This is a genomic window from Mycolicibacterium chubuense (assembly GCF_001044255.1).
Taxonomy (GTDB): domain Bacteria; phylum Actinomycetota; class Actinomycetes; order Mycobacteriales; family Mycobacteriaceae; genus Mycobacterium; species Mycobacterium chubuense.
This window is the reverse complement of sequence record NZ_JYNX01000033.1, coordinates 31,859-52,916: the sequence shown is the minus strand read 5'-3', so window position 1 is coordinate 52,916 and position 21,058 is coordinate 31,859. Positions and strand designations below refer to the sequence as shown.

21 protein-coding genes and 1 pseudogene are annotated in these 21,058 nt (G+C 67.3%); 12 read left to right on the top strand and 10 right to left on the bottom strand.

Annotation, left to right across the window (positions count from 1 at the left end):
* Positions 1–7: 7 nt before the first annotated feature.
* Together MCHUDSM44219_RS10600 and MCHUDSM44219_RS10595 are read right to left on the bottom strand one after the other, a co-directional pair.
* Positions 8–301: a ferredoxin gene (locus MCHUDSM44219_RS10600; protein ID WP_172506377.1), complete on the bottom strand. Its 294-nt coding sequence runs from the start codon at positions 299–301 to the stop codon at positions 8–10.
* 8 nt (positions 302–309) lie between these two features.
* Positions 310–1,602: an NADH-ubiquinone oxidoreductase-F iron-sulfur binding region domain-containing protein gene (locus tag MCHUDSM44219_RS10595; RefSeq protein ID WP_048418261.1), complete on the bottom strand. Its 1,293-nt coding sequence runs from the start codon at positions 1,600–1,602 to the stop codon at positions 310–312.
* Positions 1,603–1,637: 35 nt separating this feature from the next.
* Here MCHUDSM44219_RS10595 and MCHUDSM44219_RS10590 point away from each other — a divergent pair, with 35 nt between their 5' ends.
* Positions 1,638–2,114: a hypothetical protein gene (locus MCHUDSM44219_RS10590; protein ID WP_048418200.1), complete on the top strand. Its 477-nt coding sequence runs from the start codon at positions 1,638–1,640 to the stop codon at positions 2,112–2,114.
* Between the two features lie 8 nt (positions 2,115–2,122).
* Here MCHUDSM44219_RS10590 and MCHUDSM44219_RS10585 read toward each other — a convergent pair whose 3' ends face one another.
* Genes MCHUDSM44219_RS10585 through MCHUDSM44219_RS10570 form a run of 4 tightly spaced genes read right to left on the bottom strand, consistent with a single transcriptional unit; the run spans position 2,123 to position 5,705 of the window.
* On the bottom strand, positions 2,123–3,034 hold the full coding sequence (locus MCHUDSM44219_RS10585; protein ID WP_048418199.1) for an alpha/beta fold hydrolase: 912 nt from the start codon (positions 3,032–3,034) through the stop codon (positions 2,123–2,125).
* A complete protein-coding gene (locus tag MCHUDSM44219_RS10580; protein WP_048418198.1) occupies positions 3,031–3,423 on the bottom strand; it encodes a Rieske (2Fe-2S) protein in 393 nt (130 codons plus the stop codon). Before MCHUDSM44219_RS10580 ends, MCHUDSM44219_RS10585 begins: the two co-directional genes overlap by 4 nt.
* On the bottom strand, positions 3,424–4,578 hold the full coding sequence (locus tag MCHUDSM44219_RS10575; RefSeq protein ID WP_048418197.1) for an amidohydrolase family protein: 1,155 nt from the start codon (positions 4,576–4,578) through the stop codon (positions 3,424–3,426).
* A gap of 26 nt (positions 4,579–4,604) precedes the next feature.
* The gene (locus MCHUDSM44219_RS10570; RefSeq protein ID WP_048418196.1) at positions 4,605–5,705 is read right to left on the bottom strand and encodes an amidohydrolase family protein; all 1,101 of its coding nucleotides are present in this window, start codon (positions 5,703–5,705) and stop codon (positions 4,605–4,607) included.
* A 237-nt stretch (positions 5,706–5,942) separates the two neighbouring features.
* Here MCHUDSM44219_RS10570 and MCHUDSM44219_RS10565 point away from each other — a divergent pair, with 237 nt between their 5' ends.
* Together MCHUDSM44219_RS10565 and MCHUDSM44219_RS10560 are read left to right on the top strand one after the other, a co-directional pair.
* Positions 5,943–6,938, top strand: a complete 996-nt coding sequence (locus MCHUDSM44219_RS10565) for an acyl-CoA dehydrogenase family protein (RefSeq protein WP_048418195.1) — start codon at positions 5,943–5,945, stop codon at positions 6,936–6,938.
* Positions 6,939–8,114, top strand: coding sequence for an acyl-CoA dehydrogenase family protein (locus MCHUDSM44219_RS10560; protein WP_048418194.1), 1,176 nt, complete (start codon positions 6,939–6,941; stop codon positions 8,112–8,114). It begins immediately after the preceding gene.
* 88 nt (positions 8,115–8,202) lie between these two features.
* On the opposite strand, the gene MCHUDSM44219_RS10555 is transcribed toward MCHUDSM44219_RS10560, so the two are convergent.
* From MCHUDSM44219_RS10555 to MCHUDSM44219_RS10540, 4 genes are read right to left on the bottom strand one after another with little or no spacing between them, the layout of a single operon-like run.
* On the bottom strand, positions 8,203–9,585 hold the full coding sequence (locus MCHUDSM44219_RS10555; protein ID WP_048418193.1) for a cytochrome P450: 1,383 nt from the start codon (positions 9,583–9,585) through the stop codon (positions 8,203–8,205).
* A gap of 41 nt (positions 9,586–9,626) precedes the next feature.
* The gene (locus MCHUDSM44219_RS10550; protein ID WP_048418192.1) at positions 9,627–9,821 is read right to left on the bottom strand and encodes a ferredoxin; all 195 of its coding nucleotides are present in this window, start codon (positions 9,819–9,821) and stop codon (positions 9,627–9,629) included.
* Positions 9,822–9,833: 12 nt separating this feature from the next.
* A complete protein-coding gene (locus MCHUDSM44219_RS10545) occupies positions 9,834–10,694 on the bottom strand; it encodes a mycofactocin-coupled SDR family oxidoreductase (protein ID WP_048418191.1) in 861 nt (286 codons plus the stop codon).
* A 17-nt stretch (positions 10,695–10,711) separates the two neighbouring features.
* Positions 10,712–11,413 (bottom strand): SDR family NAD(P)-dependent oxidoreductase, encoded by a 702-nt coding sequence (locus tag MCHUDSM44219_RS10540; protein WP_048418190.1) that lies wholly within the window; start codon positions 11,411–11,413, stop codon positions 10,712–10,714.
* A gap of 263 nt (positions 11,414–11,676) precedes the next feature.
* On the opposite strand from MCHUDSM44219_RS10540, the gene MCHUDSM44219_RS10535 reads away from it, so the two are divergent.
* The 9 genes and pseudogenes from MCHUDSM44219_RS10535 to MCHUDSM44219_RS30910 all read left to right on the top strand — a co-directional run.
* Positions 11,677–13,173 carry an aldehyde dehydrogenase family protein gene (locus MCHUDSM44219_RS10535; protein WP_048418189.1) on the top strand — a complete coding sequence of 499 codons (1,497 nt, stop codon included), beginning with the start codon at positions 11,677–11,679 and terminating at the stop codon, positions 13,171–13,173.
* Positions 13,170–14,378, top strand: a complete 1,209-nt coding sequence (locus tag MCHUDSM44219_RS10530; RefSeq protein WP_048418188.1) for a CaiB/BaiF CoA transferase family protein — start codon at positions 13,170–13,172, stop codon at positions 14,376–14,378. The genes MCHUDSM44219_RS10535 and MCHUDSM44219_RS10530 overlap by 4 nt, the downstream gene beginning before the upstream one ends.
* Before the next feature lie 40 nt (positions 14,379–14,418).
* Positions 14,419–15,594 (top strand): OB-fold domain-containing protein, encoded by a 1,176-nt coding sequence (locus tag MCHUDSM44219_RS10525; RefSeq protein WP_048418187.1) that lies wholly within the window; start codon positions 14,419–14,421, stop codon positions 15,592–15,594.
* Between the two features lie 22 nt (positions 15,595–15,616).
* Positions 15,617–16,786 (top strand): thiolase C-terminal domain-containing protein, encoded by a 1,170-nt coding sequence (locus MCHUDSM44219_RS10520; RefSeq protein WP_048418186.1) that lies wholly within the window; start codon positions 15,617–15,619, stop codon positions 16,784–16,786.
* A complete protein-coding gene (locus MCHUDSM44219_RS10515; protein WP_048418185.1) occupies positions 16,776–17,585 on the top strand; it encodes an MlaE family ABC transporter permease in 810 nt (269 codons plus the stop codon). Before MCHUDSM44219_RS10520 ends, MCHUDSM44219_RS10515 begins: the two co-directional genes overlap by 11 nt.
* Before the next feature lie 9 nt (positions 17,586–17,594).
* The gene (locus tag MCHUDSM44219_RS10510) at positions 17,595–18,452 is read left to right on the top strand and encodes an MlaE family ABC transporter permease (protein ID WP_048418184.1); all 858 of its coding nucleotides are present in this window, start codon (positions 17,595–17,597) and stop codon (positions 18,450–18,452) included.
* 48 nt (positions 18,453–18,500) lie between these two features.
* A complete protein-coding gene (locus tag MCHUDSM44219_RS10505; protein WP_082162149.1) occupies positions 18,501–19,649 on the top strand; it encodes an MCE family protein in 1,149 nt (382 codons plus the stop codon).
* The gene (locus MCHUDSM44219_RS10500) at positions 19,646–20,671 is read left to right on the top strand and encodes an MCE family protein (RefSeq protein WP_048418182.1); all 1,026 of its coding nucleotides are present in this window, start codon (positions 19,646–19,648) and stop codon (positions 20,669–20,671) included. Before MCHUDSM44219_RS10505 ends, MCHUDSM44219_RS10500 begins: the two co-directional genes overlap by 4 nt.
* Positions 20,671–21,057, top strand: a pseudogene (locus tag MCHUDSM44219_RS30910) (MlaD family protein); the annotation flags it as partial. The gene MCHUDSM44219_RS10500 and the pseudogene MCHUDSM44219_RS30910, both read left to right, overlap by 1 nt.
* Position 21,058: the final 1 nt, after the last annotated feature.

Here is a 21,058-nt window from a genome sequence, read left to right as displayed (position 1 = left end):
CGAGCGCTCATCGGGTGAAGCCCCACTCCGCCTCGTTGTCTCCCACCTTCAGGTGCTCCAGATCGGGCTCGCTCACCTCGGCGATGTGCGCGTCATCCGGTCGGCGCTCGGTGAGCTCCATGATGGCGTGCACGGGACAGTCCATCAGCGCGCGCTGAACCGCGTCCCGATCGGACTCGGGGATGTCACCGTCACCGACGAGCACCGCGTAACCCCAGTCGTCGAGCGAGAAGTACTCCGGTGCGTGCCTGGCACAGATGCCGAATCCGTCGCACAGGGTCCGGTCGAGCTTGATCCGCAGTCTGTCCGTCACAGTGACTCCACCTCGAAGGGGCGCCGTGCGGTGTAGGCCGCCGCAGCGCAGTCCGGGCAGCGACCGTCGAGATGTCGCGCGACGTCATCCCCGAACATCGCCAGCAGGCTCGCAGCGATGTTGGTGGCCGCATCCAGCGTCGCGCAGGCGCCCCGACCCCGCAGCACCACCGACCATCGCTCGAGGCGCTCGAGATCCTCGACGCCGGCCGTCCCGTCGCGCAGCGCCGTCGCCGCGGCGGCCATCGCGGCGGTGCCGTTGAAGCACGACCCGCACTGCCCGGCGTTCTCCCTGTCGTAGTACGCGAGAACAGCCGCCCCGACCGCCACGGGGCATTCGTCGATGAGCACCGACACCGCGCCGCAGCCCAGGCCGCTGCCCTGTGCGCGCAGCGAGTCGTGATCCGCCGTGCAGTCGAGCACCCGCCGGTCGAGCAGGCCGGCGAAATAGCCGCCCATCAGAGCTCCGCGCACTCGATCGTGCGGTATGCCGTGCCGCTCCAGCACCTCCGCCATCGGGATGCCGAACGGGAGTTCGTAGAGTCCCGGTCCGCGGCCGCCGCCGGTCAGCGTCGCCAGGAAGGTGCCGGGGGAGCGCTGGGTGCCCTGTTCCCGGTACGCGCTCGCGCCGTGCATCGCGACGAACGGCAGGTTCGCGAGCGTCTCGACGTTGCTGACCGCCGTGGGCAGACCGCCGACGCCCTGCTCGTAGGGACGCGGCGGCTTGTCCGTCGGTTTGGCCGGACCGCCGTTGATCGCCCGTACCGCGGCGGTCTCCTCGCCGGCGACGTAACCGGGCTCGACCGTACGCACCCCGACGGTCACTCCGCCGAGTCCGTCGGCGCCCACCTCGTCGAGTGCATCCGAGACGGACTGTGCGCCTGCACGATCCGAGACATACACGTGAGCGTGCCGGGCGCCGATGATGTTTGCGGCCAACCGCAACCCGTCGAGCACCAGGTGCGGCCGGTGCCGCAGCAGCCAGCGGTCCTTGACCGACGCCGGCTCGCCTTCCTCGCCGTTGGCCACCAGCACCGTGTCGCGACCCCGCAGCGACGCATCACGGACCGTCGTCAGCTTCGCCGCCATCGGGAAGGCGGCGCCGCCGCGGCCCAGCACGCCGGCACGGTCGATCTCGTCGAGCAGTGCGGCGGGATCACCGATTGCCTGATAGCCGCCCGCGCCGCGGTACTCGTCGAGCGTCTCCCGACCCGCCGCGGCCCGCAGCAGCCGCGGCGTCAGACCGGGCCATGCGGCGACCGTGAGATCGGTGTTCATCGCCGTGCTCATCCACACCTCCTGCACGCCCGGCTAGGCTTCGGCTCATGCGAACGGCGGTGGTCCGGATCGGAGTCGATCCGGACGGGAACCTCTCGGCCGAGCAATTGCGCTCCGGGATGGCCGCACTGACCGAACTCGCCGACTCGGCGGGGCTGCAGGTGATCGGCAACGACCTCGCCGGTCTGCCGCCGAGACGCCGCGAAGTGGAGATCCTGATGACGGGCACTGATGCGGCCACTCTGCACGCGACGGGAATCGCTCTGTGCGCGCAGGCCTTCGGCACCGAGCCGGTGGCCGGGGTGCTGACGTTCGTCAGCCACGGCACCGACGAGGACGCCCACGGAGTGCTGGCCGGCTTCGGGGTGACAGGCCACCTCGACCGTCAACCAGGCACCGACGGGTGGGACATCCTCACGGTGACGCTGCGCCAGGCCGACCTGGTGCGTGTCCCCGAGAGCCGCCTCCACACGGCCCTGGAGGCCTCGACCAACTGCGAGGTTCACATCGTCGCGACGGACTGAGCGCGCCGTCATCGGCGCCCCAGAAAGTCGAGGATCGCGGGTGCGGCCTGCACCCAGGTGTCGAACATGTTGAAGCGCTTCACTTTTCCTGACGCGCGCGCCTCGGCGGCGCGCTCCCAGGCATCCTCGGGCCAGGGCGGGTCGATCAGCGTCGAGCCCTTGATCAGGCAGCTGACCTCCAGTGAGGTGCGCTTGGGGTGGTCCATGTCGTTCTCGCCGCCGCGGATGATCAGCGTCGGGACTCCGATGTTGTCGAACATCTCGTCGTCGACGCCCGGGATCGTCTGCCCCGGCTTCGAGACGAACGCGTTGAGCCAGCGCAACATCAGCGTGAGGAAGTCGTCGGCGTCGAAGGACAGCAGGCGCTCCCTGTTCGCGGGGTTCTCGGCGATCCGTTCCTTCCACTCGCCGACCTGGGCCACTCCGCGCATCCCGGTGCCGCGCACCGCGAGGATGCTGGGCACGATGTAGTAGGAACCGAGGACGAACGTGCCGTAGATGCCGCCGACGATGTTCCACACCACGAGTTTCCGGACGATCTCCGGGTACAGCATCGCGGTCAGCATCGAGTCGCGGGCACCCCCGGATCCGCCGGCCAGGATGCACGGTCCGATGCCCAGGCCGGTGATCAGGGCGTGCAGGGTCTCAGCGCGCATGTGGGACTCACTCTGTCCGTAGAACTGCACGTCGGACTTGCCGCAGTTGGGCCGGTCCCACAGCAGCACGCGGTACCCACCTTTCACCAGCGCTTGCGCCAGCGGCCGCAGCCCCTCGATGTCCTTGCTGAACCGTCCACCCGGGGTCAATGCGATGAAATCACCCTGCTTGCCGAGTATTTCGTAGACGACGCGGCCGCCGTTGACCTCCAAGAGCTTCTCGCCGCGCTTGAGTGTCGGCCCGATCGCCTCGGGGGCCGTCATGCCTGCACCAGCACATCGTTACCGACCACCCGTACCGGATAGGTGCGGATGCTCCACTCGGGTTTGACCGCCGTGGTGCCGGTCGCGAGCTCGAAACCCCACTGGTGCCAGGGGCAGTAGATGAACTCCTTGTCGCGGACCATCACGGCGTCACCGGGCACGTCCTCGTCGACGATCGTGCGGCCCCGTGCCCGACCGGAGCACAGCGGACCGCCTTCGTGCGGACAGTAGTTGGCAATCGCGTAGAAGGTGCCCTTGACGTTGTAGACGCCCACCCCGTGACGGCCGATCGGCACGAGCTTGTGTGTGCCGGGTGGGATCTCGTCGACGGTCGCGACCACGTGTTCACGCCCCTGGGCCAGCCGGGGCGATTTCTGTGCCTCGGTCACCTAGAAGACCCGAACCTGGCCCTCGAGCACCGGCACCGTGTCCGGCAGCTTGTAGGTCGCGATGCCGTTGCGGAACATCACCGCTTCGCGGGCGTGCTCGGGCAGGTGTTTGACCAGCCAGCGCGGATCGTCGAACGTCCAGTGCGGATAGTCGCTGGAGAACAGCAGGATCTTCTCGCACTCCATCCACTCCAGCGCCCGGGTGAGTTCCGTCTTGTCCTCGGGATAGTCCAGCGGCTGGGTGGTGAACTTGATGTGGTCCTTCACGTACTCACTGGGCTTGCGTTTGATGTCGACCCAGCGCTTGCGCTTCTCGTAGATCGCGTCCATCCGCCACATCAGCGGCAGGATCCACGTGAAGGCGTGCTCGACGAACACGATGCGCAGCGTGGGGAACCGGTCGAACACACCGTCGAAGATCAGGCTCATCACCTGGTTGGCCGCCAGAAGCGAGTAGGTGACCATGAAATCGTGGTTGTAGCTCGGGATACCGACCGGCGGGAACGGCAGCGTCTCGTAGTAGCCGCGAGACAGGTGGCAGCTGACGGTGATGTCGTGTTTGACCGCGGTGGCCCAGATCGCGTCGTAGCGCGGATCTCCCCACGACGGGCGCGGCTCCGCCTTGATCAGGACCTGCGCCATGTAGGGGTGGCCGGCCCACTTCTCGATCTCCGCGGCGGCCAGCGCCGGCTCCTCGATCGCGACGCAGATCGAACCGCGCCACCGCTCGTGCCAGTTGTTGTGCGGGTCCAGCCAGTGGTTGGCCAGCCACTGGTTGGTGGCCACGCACATGGCGTGGGTGGCCTCGGGCAGCCGCATCTCGCCATGCGTCGGCTCGAGGATCGCGATATCCGAGCCGGCCTCCATGATCAGCTGCTTGAGCGCCAGATCAGGGTCGCTGCAGGCGAACTCCCCGTCGGGCGGGAAAGAGTCCACCCGCATCGCGTAGGAGTGCGCATAGTCGGGGGCGTCGTAATAGATCGCTTCCCCGCGCGGGTGGGACAGGAAGTACCGGCTGCGCCAGGGCTCGGGGATGTAGTCGACGAGCTCCCCGCGGCGCGGCATCGGGTGCACGTCGGAGTCGACGCACCGCACGGCGATGCGTTCGGTCGGGGGGACGCGGTCCCGGGCCTGCGTGCCGGCCGTTACCGTCATGGGAAGCCTCCTTGTCCTGCCACTGCCTACTGCGCGAGCGCGTCGGCTGTGATGTCGATGCCGTACAGCTCGGCGGCATTGCGCCAGCAGAGCCGCATCCGTTGTTCGCCGGTCAAGGCCGACGCGGACGTCGGCTGGTGCATGTTCCAGTGCGGGTAGCTGGAGCCGAACATCGTCATCCGGTCCTTGCCGGTGAAGTCGAGCCACTCGCCGGCGTACTCGACGTCACCGGGGCCGTCCAGACCGCTGGAGATGAAATACGTGTGCTCGGACAGGTAGTCACTCGGCATCTTCGGCGCCCAGGGGGTCTGCTCGAGATGGGGGCGGCCGAAGCAGTCCATCCGCCACATGAACGGCGTCAGCATGTCCGCCGCCCCGTCGGCCCACACCATCTTCAGGCCGTCGTATCGCTCGAACACGCCTTCGGCGATCATGTTCATCAGGTGATACAGGTAGTTGAGCGACATGAAACCGAGGTACTGCTCGTAGGTGCGCGCTGCTCCAGACGGTGTGGGGGACAACATGATCCCGTTACCGACCTCGATGTGCACCGCCACCGGTAGCCCTGCGTCGACGGCGGCCTCCCAGAGCGGCCAGTACTGCGGCTTTCCGTACAGTTCTCGCGACTGCAGGGGGATGCCGATCTGCACGACACGCGGATGATCGCGGTACTTCTCGATCTCGCGCAGTGCGCCGGTGATGTCGTCCGGATTCACCCGGATCGTGCCACGGAACCTGGCACCGTACTCGTCGTGCTCCAGCCACCGCGTCACCATCATCTCGTTGTGCGCTGCCGCGATCGCGGTGCCGAGATGCCGGTCGGGCATGATGCCCCGCGTCATCGGGTGCAGCACGGCGACGTCGACCCCGCGGTCGGTGAACAGGTGCTCGGCGACGGTGGCGACATCGGAGCCCGGGTACTGTCCGTCAGCGCCCTGCGTGCCCTTGGCGTACTCGCCGCCCGGCGCGCCGTACCAGTCCATCTCGTAATCGGGAAAGCCGCGGCTGCTGAACGGTTCGCGGAGGAAGTTCTTCCGCAGGTCCTTGTTCGACCCGAAGAAGATGTGCACGCTGGCATCGATCACGGGGACACTGACTGTCTGCGTGCCGTCGTTGAGATCGATCACGGGCGCTCACCGCGGCAGGCATCGGCACCGGACATGAAGCCAGTGTAGATCCTTGTTCTTCATTGGCAAGAATTATGTTCTCAGTACACACCGCTTACTTTCTCCGCAGGTCAGCGGACACGTCGCACGATGCGTGGCGGACCTGGCTACGGAAGGCGATGCCCACGACGGGAGAACGGGTGCAACGTATAATGAGAATGATATTCTCACTTGACCGGACGAGCTCGGAGGCGCTGCATGCTGCTGGAATTCGACGCCGATCAACGACTGTGGCAGGAGACCGTGCGCGACGCGGTCGCCAAGCAGTGCCCTGCCACGCTGATCCGTGAGATCGCCGAGAACGGCGTCGATCCGGAGCCGTTGTGGGCCGGCTACTGCGACGCCGGTTGGACCGAGTTGACCGACCCTGCCAATGCCGTCGAGCTCGCGATCGTGCTCGAGGAGATGGGTCGCGCAACCGATCCGACACCGTTTCTGGCCACCCTGACGCAGTTCGCCCCCCTGGTCGGCGATCGTTTCGACCCACATCGGGCGGGTGCGGCGGTGCACTCGGGCGTCACCGCGGTCCGCGACGCCGAAGGGTGGGTGCTGACCGGGACGGACCGGTTCGTCCTCGACGGCGATCGTGCAGACCGCCTCGCCGTCCTCACCCCGGCCGGGGTCTTCGTCGTCGATGCTGAGCAGGTCACCACCCGCCGCGTGGATGTCTTCGACCCGGTGCTGCACGTAGCCGAGGTGACGTTGCCGGGCGTCCACGTCGCCGACACCGAGCGGCTGACGGCGGACACCGAGCGCGCCCGCCACCTTGCGCTGATGGGCATGGCCGCCACGATGGTCGGGGCGTGCCAGCGCGTCCTCGACCTCGTCGTGGAACACGCGAAGAGTCGCCAGCAGTTCGGTGTCGCGATCGGCACGTTCCAGGCCGTGCAGCACAAGGCGACCGACATGTTCGTCGCCATCGAGCGAGCACGCGCGCTGATGTACTTCGCGGCGTTGACCATCGCCGCCGACGACCCGCGCAGGCGGCTCGCGGCCGCGATGGCCAAAGCGTCGGCGGGGGAGTGCCAGTCGCTGGTGTTCCGCCACGGCATACAACTTTTCGGAGCCATGGGTTTCACGTGGGAGAACGATCTGCAGTTCGCGCTCAAGCGCGCGAAGGCCGGCGAGTTGATGCTGGGCGGGGCCGCCGAGCACCGGGCGATGATCGCCGACGAATACGGGAGGGATCTCTAGATGCAGCTGGCCTTCGACTCCGACGTCGAGGAGTTCCGCGCGGAGTTCTCCGCGTTCCTCGACGAGCACACCCCGTCGGCCGCCCAGACCGTGGAGCGGCCGCGCTCGGTCTCGCACATGCCGCAGTGGGCACGGGACTGGCAGCGGCTGCTGTTCGACAACGGCTGGTTGCTGCCTGCCCAGCCGCCCGAGTTCGGTGGCCGCAATGCCTCTGTGCTGCAGACGTTCGTCCACGCCGAGGAGTTGTGCCGGCGCCGGATCTACCACAGCTTCAACCCCCAGGGCGTCAACATCATCGCTGCGTCGCTGCTGACATTCGGCACCGACGACCAGAAGCACCGCTGGGCGGTGCCGGTCCTGCGGGGCGAACGCACCGCCTCGCTGGGCATGAGCGAGCCCAGCGCCGGGTCGGATCTGGCGTCGTTGCGCACCAGGGCCGTTCGCGATGGCGAGCATTTCGTGGTGAACGGCCAGAAGGTGTGGACCTCCGGCGCCCATGACGCCGACTTTCTGCTCACGTTCGTCCGGACCGACCCGGATGCCGTCAAGCACAGGGGAATCAGCGTGTTGCTGATCCCGACCGATCTCGACGGCGTGGTGTGCCGGCCGTTCGCCGACATGTGCGGAATGGACAACCTCGACTTCAACGAGGTGTTCTTCACCGATGTCCGCGTGCCCGTCGAGAACCTCGTCGGTCCGCTCAACGGTGGGTGGGGCGTCGCGAACGGCTCGCTCGGTCACGAACGCACGATGATGTGGCTGGGCTTTGCTGACCGGATCGCCAACTGTATCGCCGATTTCGAGCCGAGGACCCCCCTCGAACGCGATGCGCTGGCCACCAGCATCATGGACTACGAGGCGTTGCGGCTGCTCGGATCCGTGGGTATCGCCAAGGCCGCTCGCGGTGAGGTGGACGTCGCGTCGGTGTCGATTCCGAAGCTGCTGGGGGCCGAGGCCGAGCAACGGGTCGAGGGACTCGCGTTGGAGGCCGCCGGTCCCGACGGGCTCGTCCATCCAGCGACGTCGGGACCTTACGCGCACATGAACCTCGACCATTACTTCGCGAGCTGGTTCGAGCGGTACGCCCGCAGCTTCGGTGGCACCATCGCGGGCGGCACGTCGGAGATCCAGCGCAACATCATCGCCCAGCAGGTGCTCGGGTTGCCCCGCCGCTGACGGACCTGCCTCGCGCGAGCGTGCATGAACTCCCGCTTTGTCGGGGCGTGTCGGCGACAGACACGCACGCTCGCGGGAGAAAGGTGGGTCAGTCGATGACCGCGGCCTCTTTGCGCTCGGTGATGGGACGGGCCAGCTCCTGCTCTTCGCAGATGCGCTGCAGCTTCTCCAGGGTCTCGTTCAGTCCCGGGCCCACGCGGGGGCCGGGCGTGAACGTCGCGGGCAGATGACGCATGCCCTGGATCACGCCGATCGTGTCGTAGTGCACGGTGCCCTCGGGATCGCACACGTAGTCGGGCATGCGGTCGAGCACCGCGGTCAGCATGGACTTGAACACCGTACGTGCCACGTTAGATCCCACGCAGCGGTGCACACCGATGCCGAAACTGAAGTGCCGATTGCCCTTCCGGTCCATGATCACCGTATTCGGTTCGTCGAACACCGACGGGTCCCGGTTGGCCATCGCCCATGACAGCCAGAGCCGCTCGAACTTCTTGAACTGGTGACCCTCGACCTCGACGTCCTCGGAGAAGGTCCGACCGTCGCCGGGAGCGGGCGTGAAGAAACGCAGGAATTCCTCGGTGGCCGGATCGAGCAGCGTGTCGCGCTCCCGGCTGAGTCGGTTGCGATCGGCGGGGTGCTCGCCCAGCCATTCGAGGGCGTGCGCGGTGAGCGCGGTGGTCGTGTCGAAACCGCCGCCGATGATGAGGCCGAGGTTGCCCAGGATCTCGATGTCGGGCGCGGGCTCGCCGTCGATGCGCAACTGCAGCAGCGCGTTCACCAGTCCGGGCCGTGGGTTCTCCCGGATCTCCATCATGTTGGTGATGAGGTCGATACCCATCTCGCGGTGCTGCTCGTTGATCTTCTCGCGCTCCGGGGCGTGCTCGGGTGTGTACACCGACGCATGCGTGGGCTCGCTGTAGACGTTCCACTTCTTCAGCTCGATGCCCATCATCGCCAGGGTGAACACCGCAGGCACCACGTTGGCGAGGTCGTCGACGAAATCGATCCGGCCGGATTCGATGTGCTCATCGAGCGCGGCGCGGGTGATCTCGTGGATGAACGGCTCCCACCGCTTGATCGCCGCCGGCGACAGGTACGGGTTCAGGGCTCCGCGGTAGGCGCTGTGCTCGGGCTCGTCCATCTCCAAGATGCCCCCGCGCACCACCGTGGCGCGGCTGGCCTTCGGAATCGTGATGCCCTGGTACGGCGTTTCACCGGAGATGTCGTGATGGTTGGACACGGCCGGGCAGCGGGCCAGCTCGAAGACCTCCCTGCTGCCCGAAGCCACCCAGTGCCCGTTGTAGGTCTCCGACCACGCCATCGGACACCTGGCCTGCATCTCCTCGGTGATCTTCTCGAACTGCAGGCGGTACTCCGGTGTGTGCCGGTCGAAGTGGTACGTCGGTTTTCTGCGGCTGTCGTCCGCAGTGCCGTCCGCAATGCCGTCCGCAATGTCGTCGACACTCAACGCTGTTGTCTCCCTGGTTGTTCGGCTCCCTCGGCGAGGAATCACTCGGCGAGGGTGATGGCTTGCTCGGGGCACGACTGCGCTGCCTCGCGCACCGCGGCCTCCTGATCTGGGGCGACCACCTCGCTGACCGGGGAGGCGGTGCCGTCGATGTCGCTGAGCGCAAAGGCATCCGGTGCGATCATCGCGCACAGTGTGTGCCCCTGGCACCGGCTGGAATCAACCGAGACCTTCACGTGTGTCCTCCCTCAGACGTGGTAGTCGTACCACTTCAGATAGCCGCCGGCATCGACGCGCAGCTGCATACCGGTGACGTAGCGGGCCTCGTCGGAGACCAGCCACAGGATCGCGTTGCTGATGTCCTCGGGCTCGATGAAGTTGACCTTCATCGCCTGCTGCACGCCGAACACCGGTTCGGCGTCGGCGCGGGTCGGGTTCTCCAGATCCGGGCGGAAGGATCGGTACATCGGCGGGCTCTGCAGCATGTCGGTGTTGCAGTTCGTCGGATGCACGACGTTGGCCCGGATGCCGCGCACTGCGAGTTCGGTCGCCAGATCGTGAACATACTGTGAGAGCAGTCTTTTCGAGGTCATGTAGGCCATGCCGCCCGGATCGCCGCCGGGGTTGGGCTTGTTGTGCGCGTCCATCAGCGCCGCCGTCGAACCCGTCGCCACGATCGCGGCGCCCTCTTTGAGGTGAGGGAGCGCCACCTGGATCGCGTTGATGGTGCCGATCAGGTTGGTGTTGATGACATCGGTCCACGCCTGCAGCGGCGGATCGCCCTTCATCCCGGCGATTCCGGCCTGCGCGACGACGATGTCCAGGCCGCCCAGCGTGGCGACACCGTCCTCGAGAGCCTTCCTCAGCTGGGCCGCGTCGCGCACGTCGGCCTTGGCGGTGACGATGCGCTGTCCGGTCTTCTCGACGAATGCCGCTGTCTCGTCGAGGTCTTCGGGGGTCGCCATCGGATAGCCGATGGTCGCGACGTCCTCGCACAGGTCGACGGCGATGATGTCGGCGCCCTCTTCGGCCAGTCGCACGGCGTGGCTGCGCCCCTGTCCGCGCGCGGCCCCGGTGATGAAGGCGATTTTTCCTTGGACGCGTCCCATGTCCGCATCGATCCTTTCTAGGTGTTCCGGCCGCCGTTGACGCCGAGGATCTGGCCGGTGATGTAACCGGCCTCCTCGGAGATGAGGAAGGCGCACGCGGCGGCGATGTCTTCGGGACGGCCGATGCGCCGAACCGGCGTGGCCTCGATCTGCTTCTGCGTGTCCCCCAGGAAGCCGCGTTCCTCGGCCTTGCGCAGCATCGGTGTGTCGATGAAGCCGGGCGGAACGGCGTTCACCGTGATGCCGGACGGTCCGTATTCGAGCGCCAGCGATTTGGTCAGACCGTTGACCGCCGACTTGGCGGCCACGTAGGGCGCCATGAAGGGCTGGCCGGAGTGCGTGCTCGACGACGAGATGTTCACGATGCGGCCCCAGCCGGCCTCGATCATGTCGGGCAACACCGCTTGGGTGCAGTGGAACACGCCGTTGAGATTGACGTCGATGACTTTCTGCCAGTCCTCGAAGGTCAGTTCGGTGAATCGCCGGAAGCGATCCAGCCCGGCGGCGTTGACGAGGACCGTGACCGGTCCCAGATCCGCCCGGATCTCGGACAGCGCCGCGTCCACGGCGGTGCGGTCGGTGACGTCGGCGGTATAGGCGAATTTCGCCTCGCCGGGGTTCAGGTCGATCGTGGCGACCTGTAGTCCGTCCGCCCTCAACCGGTCCGCGATGGCGGCTCCGATGCCCGAGGCGCCACCGGTGACGACAGCGTTCTTCACGCGCAACACACACCCATCAAGAATCATCCTTTCAATTGCGAGAACCGTACTCTCGCCAAGCGTCACATCGCAAGACATCGACGCGACACTGTTCGCACTGATGAGACGTTCACGCGGCGTTTGTCACACCGCTCGATGCAGGCAGGGACCGTTCCGCTCATTTTCTTGAGTTCTCATCTCGCGAATGTATGATTCGCCGAAGATGAGAATGCAGTTTCCATCACATATGCCCGGATGACGGCGCATCTCGTCAGAGGAGGAAGATGCAGGAAACAGCCACGGTCTCGACGGACAACGGCAGCGGGGCGGCGGCCGGAGGGCCCGACCGCCGGATGCTGATCGGCGGACGCCTCGTCGAGACGGCGCAGACGTTTCCTTCGCTCAACCCGGCGACCGGCGAGGTGGTCGGTCTGGCCCCCGATGCCTCCGTCGCCGACGCAGAGGCCGCGGTGGCCGCGGCGCGGCACGCCTTCGACGACACGGACTGGTCGACCAACGTCGACTTGCGCATCCACTGCCTCGAGCAGTTGCACCGGGCGTTGCTCGAACACCGCGACGAACTCGCCGCGCTGACGATCGCCGAAGTCGGTGCCACCGAGGCGCTCTGCCAAGGAGCCCAACTCGACCAGCCCATCGCGATCGTGCGGTACTACGCCGATCTGCTCAAGACCTACCCGCTGAGCGAGGATCTCGGGCTCATCGAGAGCCGCGGCATGCAACACCACCGCTGGGTGGAGAAGGAAGCCGCGGGAGTGGTCGCCGCGATCATCGCCTACAACTATCCGAACCAGCTGGCACTGGCCAAGCTGGGTCCCGCGCTCGCCGCCGGCTGCACCGTCGTGCTGAAGTCCGCCCCCGACACCCCGCTGATCACGTTGGCGCTCGGCGAGCTGATCGCCGAGCACACCGACATCCCGGCCGGCGTGGTCAACGTGCTCTCCGGAGCGGACCCCGCCGTCGGAGCGGCGTTGACGAGCAGCCCCGATGTCGACATGGTGACGTTCACCGGCTCCACGCCGACCGGGCGGGCGATCATGGCCGCGGCCAGTCAGACACTGAAGAAGGTGTTCCTCGAACTCGGCGGCAAGTCGGCGGCCATCGTGCTCGACGACGCCGACTTCTCCACGGCCGCGCTGTTCTCGGCGTTCAGCATGGTCACCCACGCCGGACAGGGCTGCGCCCTCACCTCCCGACTGCTGGTTCCCGCCGCGCACAAGGACGAGATCGTCGAGCTGATCAAGAACAACTTCGGTCTCGTGCGTCTGGGAAATCCTGTGGACACCTCTGTATACATGGGACCGCTGATCAGCGCGAAACAGCGCGACAAGGTCGACGGCATGGTCCAGCGCGCGGTCGCGGCCGGCGCGACCCTGGTCACCGGAGGCGAGAAGGTCGATCCCGGCTACTTCTACACCCCGACCTTGCTCGCCGACGTGGACCCCGACAGCGAGATCGCCCAGGAGGAGGTGTTCGGACCGGTGCTCGTCGTGATCTCCTACGCCGACGACGACGATGCGGTGCGCATCGCGAACAACTCGATCTACGGCCTGTCGGGTGCGGTGTTCGGGAGCCAGGACCGGGCGCTGGCCGTTGCGCGCCGGATCCGGACCGGCACGTTCTCCATCAACGGTGGTAACTACTTCAGCCCCGACACTCCGTTCGGCGGCTACAAGCAGTCGGGCATCGGCCGGGAGATGGGCACGGCCGGGCTCGAAGAGTTCCTGGAGACCAAGACGTTCGCCACGGTGGTGCCGTCGTGAGCAAGCCGCTGGAGGGCATCCGGGTCCTCGAGGTCGCGATGTACGGGTTCGTCCCGTCGGCCGGCGCGGTGCTCGCCGAATGGGGAGCCGACGTCATCAAGGTCGAGCATGCCGTCACCGGGGACCCGCAGCGTGGCCTGCGCCAGACGGGACTGCTCCGCGTCGAGGGCGACCCCAATCCGAACATCGAACACGCGAACCGGCTCAAGCGCAGCATAGGGCTCGACATGTCGGTGCCGCAGGGCCGTGAGGTGTTGCTGGAGTTGGCCCGTCGCGCCGACGTCTTCCTCACCAGCTTCCTTCCGGGCCACCGCCGGAAGTTCGGCATCGACGTCGACGACATCCGTGCCGTCAACCCGGCGATCGTCTACGCCCGCGGCAGCGCGCTCGGGCCGCGCGGCGTCGAATCGGTCAAGGGTGGTTACGACATGACCGCCTTCTGGTGCCGCGCGGGCACCGCCGCGACCATCACCCCGCCCGGCACACCGGGAATGGTCGGCCCGCCCGGTCCCGCCTACGGCGACACGATCTCGGGCACCAACCTGGCGGGCGGCATCGCGGCGGCGCTGCTCAAGCGGGAGCGCACCGGCGAGCCGTCGGTCGTCGACGTGTCCCTGCTCGGCAGCGGGCTGTGGGCCATGGGCCACACCGTGGCGCTGACCAAGCATCTCGGACAGCGCATGGAGGCGTTCCCGCCCGGTGTGCACGGCTCGCCGATCAATCCTCTGGTCGGTCTGTACGCCACCGCCGACGACCGGTACATCTCGTTCGTCATGATGCAGCCCACCAAATTCTGGGCCGACGTGTGCGCGCACATGGACCTCGAGGACCTGGCCGACGACCCGCGCTTCGCGACCGCCGAGTCGATCGCCGAGAACACCGGGGCCGCCACCGAGTTCCTGGCCGAAGCCATGAAGAAGCGGCCGCTGGCCGAGTGGAGCGAACGCTTCGCGACGCTGGCCGGGCCCTGGGCGCCGGTCCAGGACACGCTGCAGGCCGCCGAGGACGCCCAGGTCCGCGCCAACGAATACCTGGTTCAGGCAGGCGAACTCGAGCTCGTCGCCAACCCGGTGCAGTTCGACGTGGCCGCGCCGAGTTCCGGTCCGGCCCCCGGTTTCGCCGAGCAGACCGACGAGGTCCTCCTCGAGCTCGGACTGGACTGGGACCGCATCATCGAGCTCAAGACGGCCGGCGCCGTCACCTGATCGCCGCTTCCCCCGACCCACGCTCCCTGGAGACCCCACCATGCCCTACGTCGCCGCGATCGGCACCTACCTGCCGTGCTGGGGATCGCCCCTGCACCGGGTCGCCGGCGATGACGAGGACGTGGTCACGATGGCGGTCGAGGCGGGCCGCGCAGCGCTGGACGCCGGGACGACGGTCGAGCGCGTGGTCCTGGTCAGCCGGCACCTGCCGCTGACGGAGAGCAGTAACGCTGCGGTCCTGCTTGCCGGCCTGGGGCTGGACCCGGAGCTCGAGGTCGACGAGCGGCTCGGCGGCGCCCCGGCGACCGTCGACGCCCTGAGTTCGGCACGTGCGCGCACGCTGATCATCGGTGCCGACCTGTTTCCGGCCGGCGCCGCGGCCCTGGTGACCGGCGAGCACGGATTGCGGGTTCGGACCGCCGCGCGGGTGGCGCGCAGCCTGCCGGTGCGAACCCGCAACGCCACCGGCGACGTGCACGACTACGGTGACCCGCGCCTGCTGCACGAGCGAGGCCTGGTCGCCTCGCTGGCCGCCGCGTGGCTGGACACTCCGGCGGCGGTGGCCGGGGTCGACCACCAGCGCGCCGCCGAGTTGTGTCTGCCGGATCCGCCGGTGCTGCCGACCATCGGGGCGAGCGCGAGCGTGTTCGCCCTGGCCTCCCTCGCCGAGCGTGGTGCCACGGGCCCGCTGGTGGCCGTCGAGCAGGCGATCCTGTCAGGGATCAGCGTCACCGGCGGCACCGCGTCGATCCGCCGCAGAGAGCCTGCGCCGCAACCGATCCCGGCCGGAACCTTCACCGACGACGCCGACATCCCGATCTCGCTGGCCGCCTACGAGCGCGCCTTCGAGGCCAAGGTGCGCTGGGAGGCAGGGACTTTCAGCGACAGCGAGACGCTCGACTTTCCGCCGCGGTACCGGGTCGGTGAGGACGGGGCGCTGGCCACCGACTACGCGTTGGTGCCGCTGCCGCGCACCGGCACCGTCTACACCGAGACCACCGTGCACATCCCGGTGCCGGGGCTGCGGAGCCCCTATTCACTGGTGATCGTCGAACTCGACGACGTCGGGGTGCGGGCACTGGTGAAGGTCACCGGTGCGACGCCCGGCACGGTCGAGATCGGGGACCGTGGCCGGTTGGCACTGCGCCGGGTCGCGGTGCGCTCCGGGGTGCCCGACTACGGCTACGCGTTCGAACCGGAACGGGCCGCGGCGTGAGGGCCCGGGCGGGAGTCGCGGCGTGAGGAGGGTCGGGATCGTCGGGGCCGGGATGACCCCGTTCGCCGAGCACTTCGCCCTCGGCATCAAGGATCTGCTTCCGATGGCATTCGCCGAGTGCGCGCACTCGGTCGACAAGGGACTGGCGAAGACCGACGTGCAGGCGGCATGGTTCGGCGCGATGGGCACCGCCGACGGGTTCCCGGCGGGAATCCTCGCCGACACCCTCGGGCTGCCCGACCTGCCCGTCAGCCGCGTCGAGAACTCCTGCGCCACCGGGCAAGACGCGCTGCGCAACGCGCTGTTCGGCGTGGCATCAGGCGCCTTCGACGTCGCGCTCGTGATGGGCGCGGACAAACTGCGCGACACCACCTCGGCCGACATGCTCTGGGAATGGGAGGCCATGGCGCGCGACATGGCCTGGGACTACCCGCTCGGTCTCGTGGCGCCCGCGGGATTCGCCCTGCACGTTCGCCGATATCTCCACGAATCTCCGGCAACTGAAGAACACTTGGCCATGGTGGCGGTCAAGAACCACCGCCACGGTGTGAACAACCCCAAAGCGCGGCTGCGCTTCGAGATCACGATGGAGCAGGCCCTGAACGCACCAACGGTCGTGACACCGTTCCGGATGTATGACTGCGCGCCGCAGAGCGACGGTGCTGCAGCGCTGGTGATCGCCGCCGAGGACGTCGCCGATCGGTTCACCGACCGGCCGGTATGGATCCGCGGGGTGGGGCTGGGCCTCGATTCGGTCATGCACCAGCACAAGCCGGATCTGACGACGTTCCCGGCGACCACCCGGGCGGCCAAGCAGGCGTTCGCGATGGCCGGGCTGGGGCCGGTCGACGTCGACGTGGCCGAGGTGCACGATTTCCTCACCGGTATCGAGCTGATGAGCTACGAAGACCTCGGATTTGCTGAGAGGCTGGGTGGCTACAAACTTCTCGAGGCAGGGGAGACCAGCATGGGCGGCTCCCTGCCGGTCAACCCGAGCGGGGGATTGAAGGCCAAAGGGCACCCGCCGGGTGCCACCGGCGTGGCACAGTGCGTCGAGTTGTTCCAGCAGTTGCGCGGTGAGGCCGTCAACCAGGTGGACGGAGCACGGATCGGGTTGGCGCACAACATCGGCGGACCGACTGCGGTCTCGGCCGTGACGATCCTGGAAGGATCCGACAGCCATGGCAGGTAGAGGACCTGAACGGTGGTCTCCGGGGATCGCGCAGATTCGGAACGTCAAGGGCCCGATGCAGGCGGTCGGGGGATTGTTCTCGATGTCCGCCGATGCGGTGGTGTTCGTCTTCCGCCGGCCGTTTCAGTGGCGGGAATTCCTGGAGCAGTGCTGGTTCGTGGCCCGGGTGTCCCTGGCGCCCACGCTGCTGGTGGCCATTCCGTTCACCGTGCTCGTCAGTTTCATCCTCAACATCCTGCTTCGTGAGTTGGGCGCGGCCGACCTCAGCGGCGCCGGAGCGGCATTCGGGGCGGTGACGCAGGTGGGCCCGCTGGTGACGGTCCTGATCGTGGCGGGCGCCGGCGCGACGGCGATGTGCGCCGATCTGGGCTCGCGCACCATTCGCGAGGAGATCGACGCCATGGAGGTGCTGGGCATCAACCCGGTGCAGCGCCTGGTGACTCCGCGGATGCTGGCGTCGGGTCTGGTGGCGCTGCTGCTCAACAGCCTGGTCGTCATCATCGGCATCCTGGGCGGTTACACGTTCTCGGTGTTCATCCAGGACGTGAACCCGGGCGCCTTCGCCGCCGGCATCACGCTGCTCACCGGGGTCCCCGAGGTCATCATCTCGTGCGTCAAAGCGGCGCTGTTCGGACTCATCGCCGGCCTGGTGGCGTGCTACCGCGGACTCACCATCACCGGCGGCGGTGCCAAGGCCGTCGGCAACGCCGTCAACGAGACCGTCGTCTACGCGTTCATGGCACTGTTCGTCATCAACGTGGTCGTCACCGCCGTCGGCATCCGGATGACGACGGGTTAGGCGGACATCATGGGCACTTCTACGATCCTGCGGTCGCGTTTCCCGCGGCTGACGAGCTACGCCGGTCGGCCCGTGGCGACGCTGTCACGCATCGGCGACCACACGATGTTCTACGGGAAGGCGATCGCCGGCGTGCCCCACGCGGCATTGCACTTCCGTAAGGAGATCATCCGCCTGATCGCCGAGATCTCCATGGGCGCGGGGACATTGGCGATGATCGGCGGCACGGTGGTGATCGTCGGCTTCCTCACGCTGGCAGCGGGCGGCACGCTGGCCGTTCAGGGGTACAGCTCGCTGGGCAACATCGGCATCGAAGCGCTGACCGGCTTCCTGGCGGCCTTCATCAACGTGCGGATCTCGGCGCCGGTGGTCGCCGGCATCGGCCTGGCCGCCACGTTCGGCGCCGGCGTGACCGCGCAACTGGGAGCCATGCGGATCAACGAGGAGATCGACGCGCTGGAGTCGATGGGTATCCGACCCATCGAGTACCTGGTGTCGACCCGCATCGTCGCCGGCATGATCGCGATCACCCCGCTGTACTCCATCGCGGTGATCCTGTCTTTCGTCGCAAGCCAATTCACCACCACGGTGCTGTTCGGTCAGTCCAGCGGTCTCTACGACCACTACTTCGACACGTTCCTCAACCCGATCGACCTGCTGTGGTCCTTTCTCCAGGCGATCCTGATGGCGATCACGATCCTGTTGATCCACACCTACTTCGGCTACTTCGCCACCGGTGGACCCTCGGGCGTCGGGGTCGCCGTGGGCAACGCGGTGCGGACCTCGCTGATCGTGGTCGTCTCGGTGACGCTGCTGGTGTCGCTGTCGATCTACGGCTCCAACGGCAACTTCAATCTGTCGGGCTAGGGGGGGCAGGTGACGCGCAGCTATCTCCGACCCCTGGTCGGCCTGGGCATGATCATCGCGATCGTCGCGGTGGTCGCGCTGGCCGTCGTCCTGTTCCGTGGCGACTACCGTGACACCGCCGGGGTCACGGTGATCTCCGATCGCGCCGGCCTGGTGATGAACCCCGACGCCAAGGTCAAGATGCGCGGCGTGCAGGTCGGCACCGTGGAATCGGTGTCCTACCGTCCGGACGGCACCGCCGATCTGAAGCTGGCCATCGACTCCTCTGCGCTGCATCTGATTCCGAGCAACGTCGGCGTGGACATCGCCTCGTCGACGGTGTTCGGCGCCAAGTCCGTCGAGCTGGTCGCGCCGCCGAATCCGTCGGCCGACACGTTGCGGGCCGGCCAGACGCTGCAGGGTCAGCACGTCATGGTGGAAGCCAACACCGTCTTCCAGCAACTGGTTTCGGTGCTCGACAAGATCGATCCCGCCAAGCTCAACGAGACACTCGGTGCGCTGTCGGCCGCGTTCTCCGGCCGCGGTGAGAAATTCGGGCAGGCGCTCAGCGATTTCAACACCCTGCTGGCCAAGCTGGAACCCAGCCTGCCGAGCCTGAGCCGGGACATCGAGCTCACCGCGCCGGTCGCCAACGCCTACGCCGACGCGGCACCGGATCTCGTTCGGACGATGAAGAACTCGACCACACTGAGCGACAGCATCGTCGACCAGCAGGACAATCTGGACACGTTCCTGGTCAGCGCCATCGGCCTGGCCGACATCGGCAACGACGTCCTGGGCAGCAACCGGGCCGCCTTCAGCACCGTGCTGGACCTGCTGGTTCCGAGCACCGACGTGTTCCAGCGGTACGCCCCCGCCATCGACTGCACGCTCAAGGGCATGCAGTACACGCTGCATCAGCCGCCCCAGCTGGATCCCGGCGTTCTGGTCAACGTCGCCTTCACCCTCGGCATCGAGCGGTACCGCTATCCGGCGAACCTGCCGAAGGTGGCGGCCAAGGGCGGCCCGGAATGTATGGGCCTGCCCTACATCGGGTTCGGTAACAGGTCGAAGTATCTGGTCACCGATACGGGCGCCAACCCCTGGCAGTACGGAAACCAGGGCATCGTGCTCAACTCCGACGGCCTCAAGCAGCTGCTGTTCGGGCCCTTGGACGGTCCGCCCCGCAACACCGCACAGATCGGGCAACCGGGATGACGCGCGCCACCGGCACACTGGTCAAGTTCGGGATCTTCGCGGTGGTGATGGTCCTGCTCACCGCCTTCCTGTTCATGGCGTTCAGCCAGTACCGCAGCGGCTCGACCTCGAGCTACTCAGCGGTGTTCGGCGATGCCTCGCGGTTGAAGACCGGCGACTCGGTCCGCGTCGCCGGGGTCCGGGTCGGCACCGTCGACGCCATCGAACTGCAGAACGACAAGAGCGTCCTGGTCACCTTCGACGCCGACCGTACCGTCGTGCTCACCACCGGCACGAAAGCCGCGGTTCGCTATCTCAACCTGACCGGTGACCGGTATCTCGAGCTCCTCGACGGCCCGGGCTCGACGCGGGTGCTGCCCCCGGGCGCGCAGATCCCGAAGGAACGGACCGCGGGTGCACTCGATCTCGACCTGCTGCTCGGCGGTCTGCGGCCCGTGGTGCAGGGCCTCAATCCGCAGGACGTGAACGCTCTGACCTCCGCGCTGGTGCAGATTTTCCAGGGTCAGGGCACCACGCTGGACTCGCTGCTGAGCAAGACGTCGTCGTTCTCGACCACGCTGGCGGACAACAGCGCCGTGGTGCAGCAGTTGATCGACAACCTGCGCACCGTCGTCGACACGATCGGCAAGGACGGTGACAAGTTCTCGGACGCGATCGACAGGCTCGAGCAACTGGTCAGCGGGCTGTCGCAGGACCGGGATCCGATCGGTACGGCCATCACCGCACTGGACAGCGGAACCGCCTCTTTGACCGACCTTCTCACCCAGGCGCGGCCGCCGCTGGCCGGCTCCGTCGACCAGCTCAACCGACTGGCGCCGCTTCTCGACGACCATCAGATCGTGCTCGACCGGGCACTGCAGCGGGGACCCGAGAACTACCGGAAACTGGCGCGATTGGGCTCGTACGGCAGTTGGATCATGTACTACATCTGCGGGCTGTCGATCCGGGTCACCGATCTGCAGGGCCGGACCGCGGTCTTCCCCATGATCAAACAAGAAGGCGGAAGGTGCGCTGAGCCCTGATGCGCAAGTACCGAGAATCGAATCTCATCAAGGCGGGTTTCATCGGCGTGATGCTGATCGTCCTCGTCATCGCGGTCGGATTGCAGCCCGAGCGACTTGTCCAGTGGGCCACGTCCATCCGGCATCAGGCCCTGTTCGCCGAGGCGGGCGGAATCGCCGTCGGCAACGACGTGACGCTGTCGGGGATCAAGGTGGGCACCGTCACCGACGTCGCACTCGACAACGGCGACGCGCTGGTCACGTTCACCATCGACGGCAAGTACCCGCTGGGTTCGCTGACCACCGCCCACATCCGGACGGGATCCCTGCTGGGGGAGCGGGTGATCACCCTGGAGTCCGACGGCAGCATCGTGACCACGTGGGCGATGGCGCCGGCGTGGTATTCGN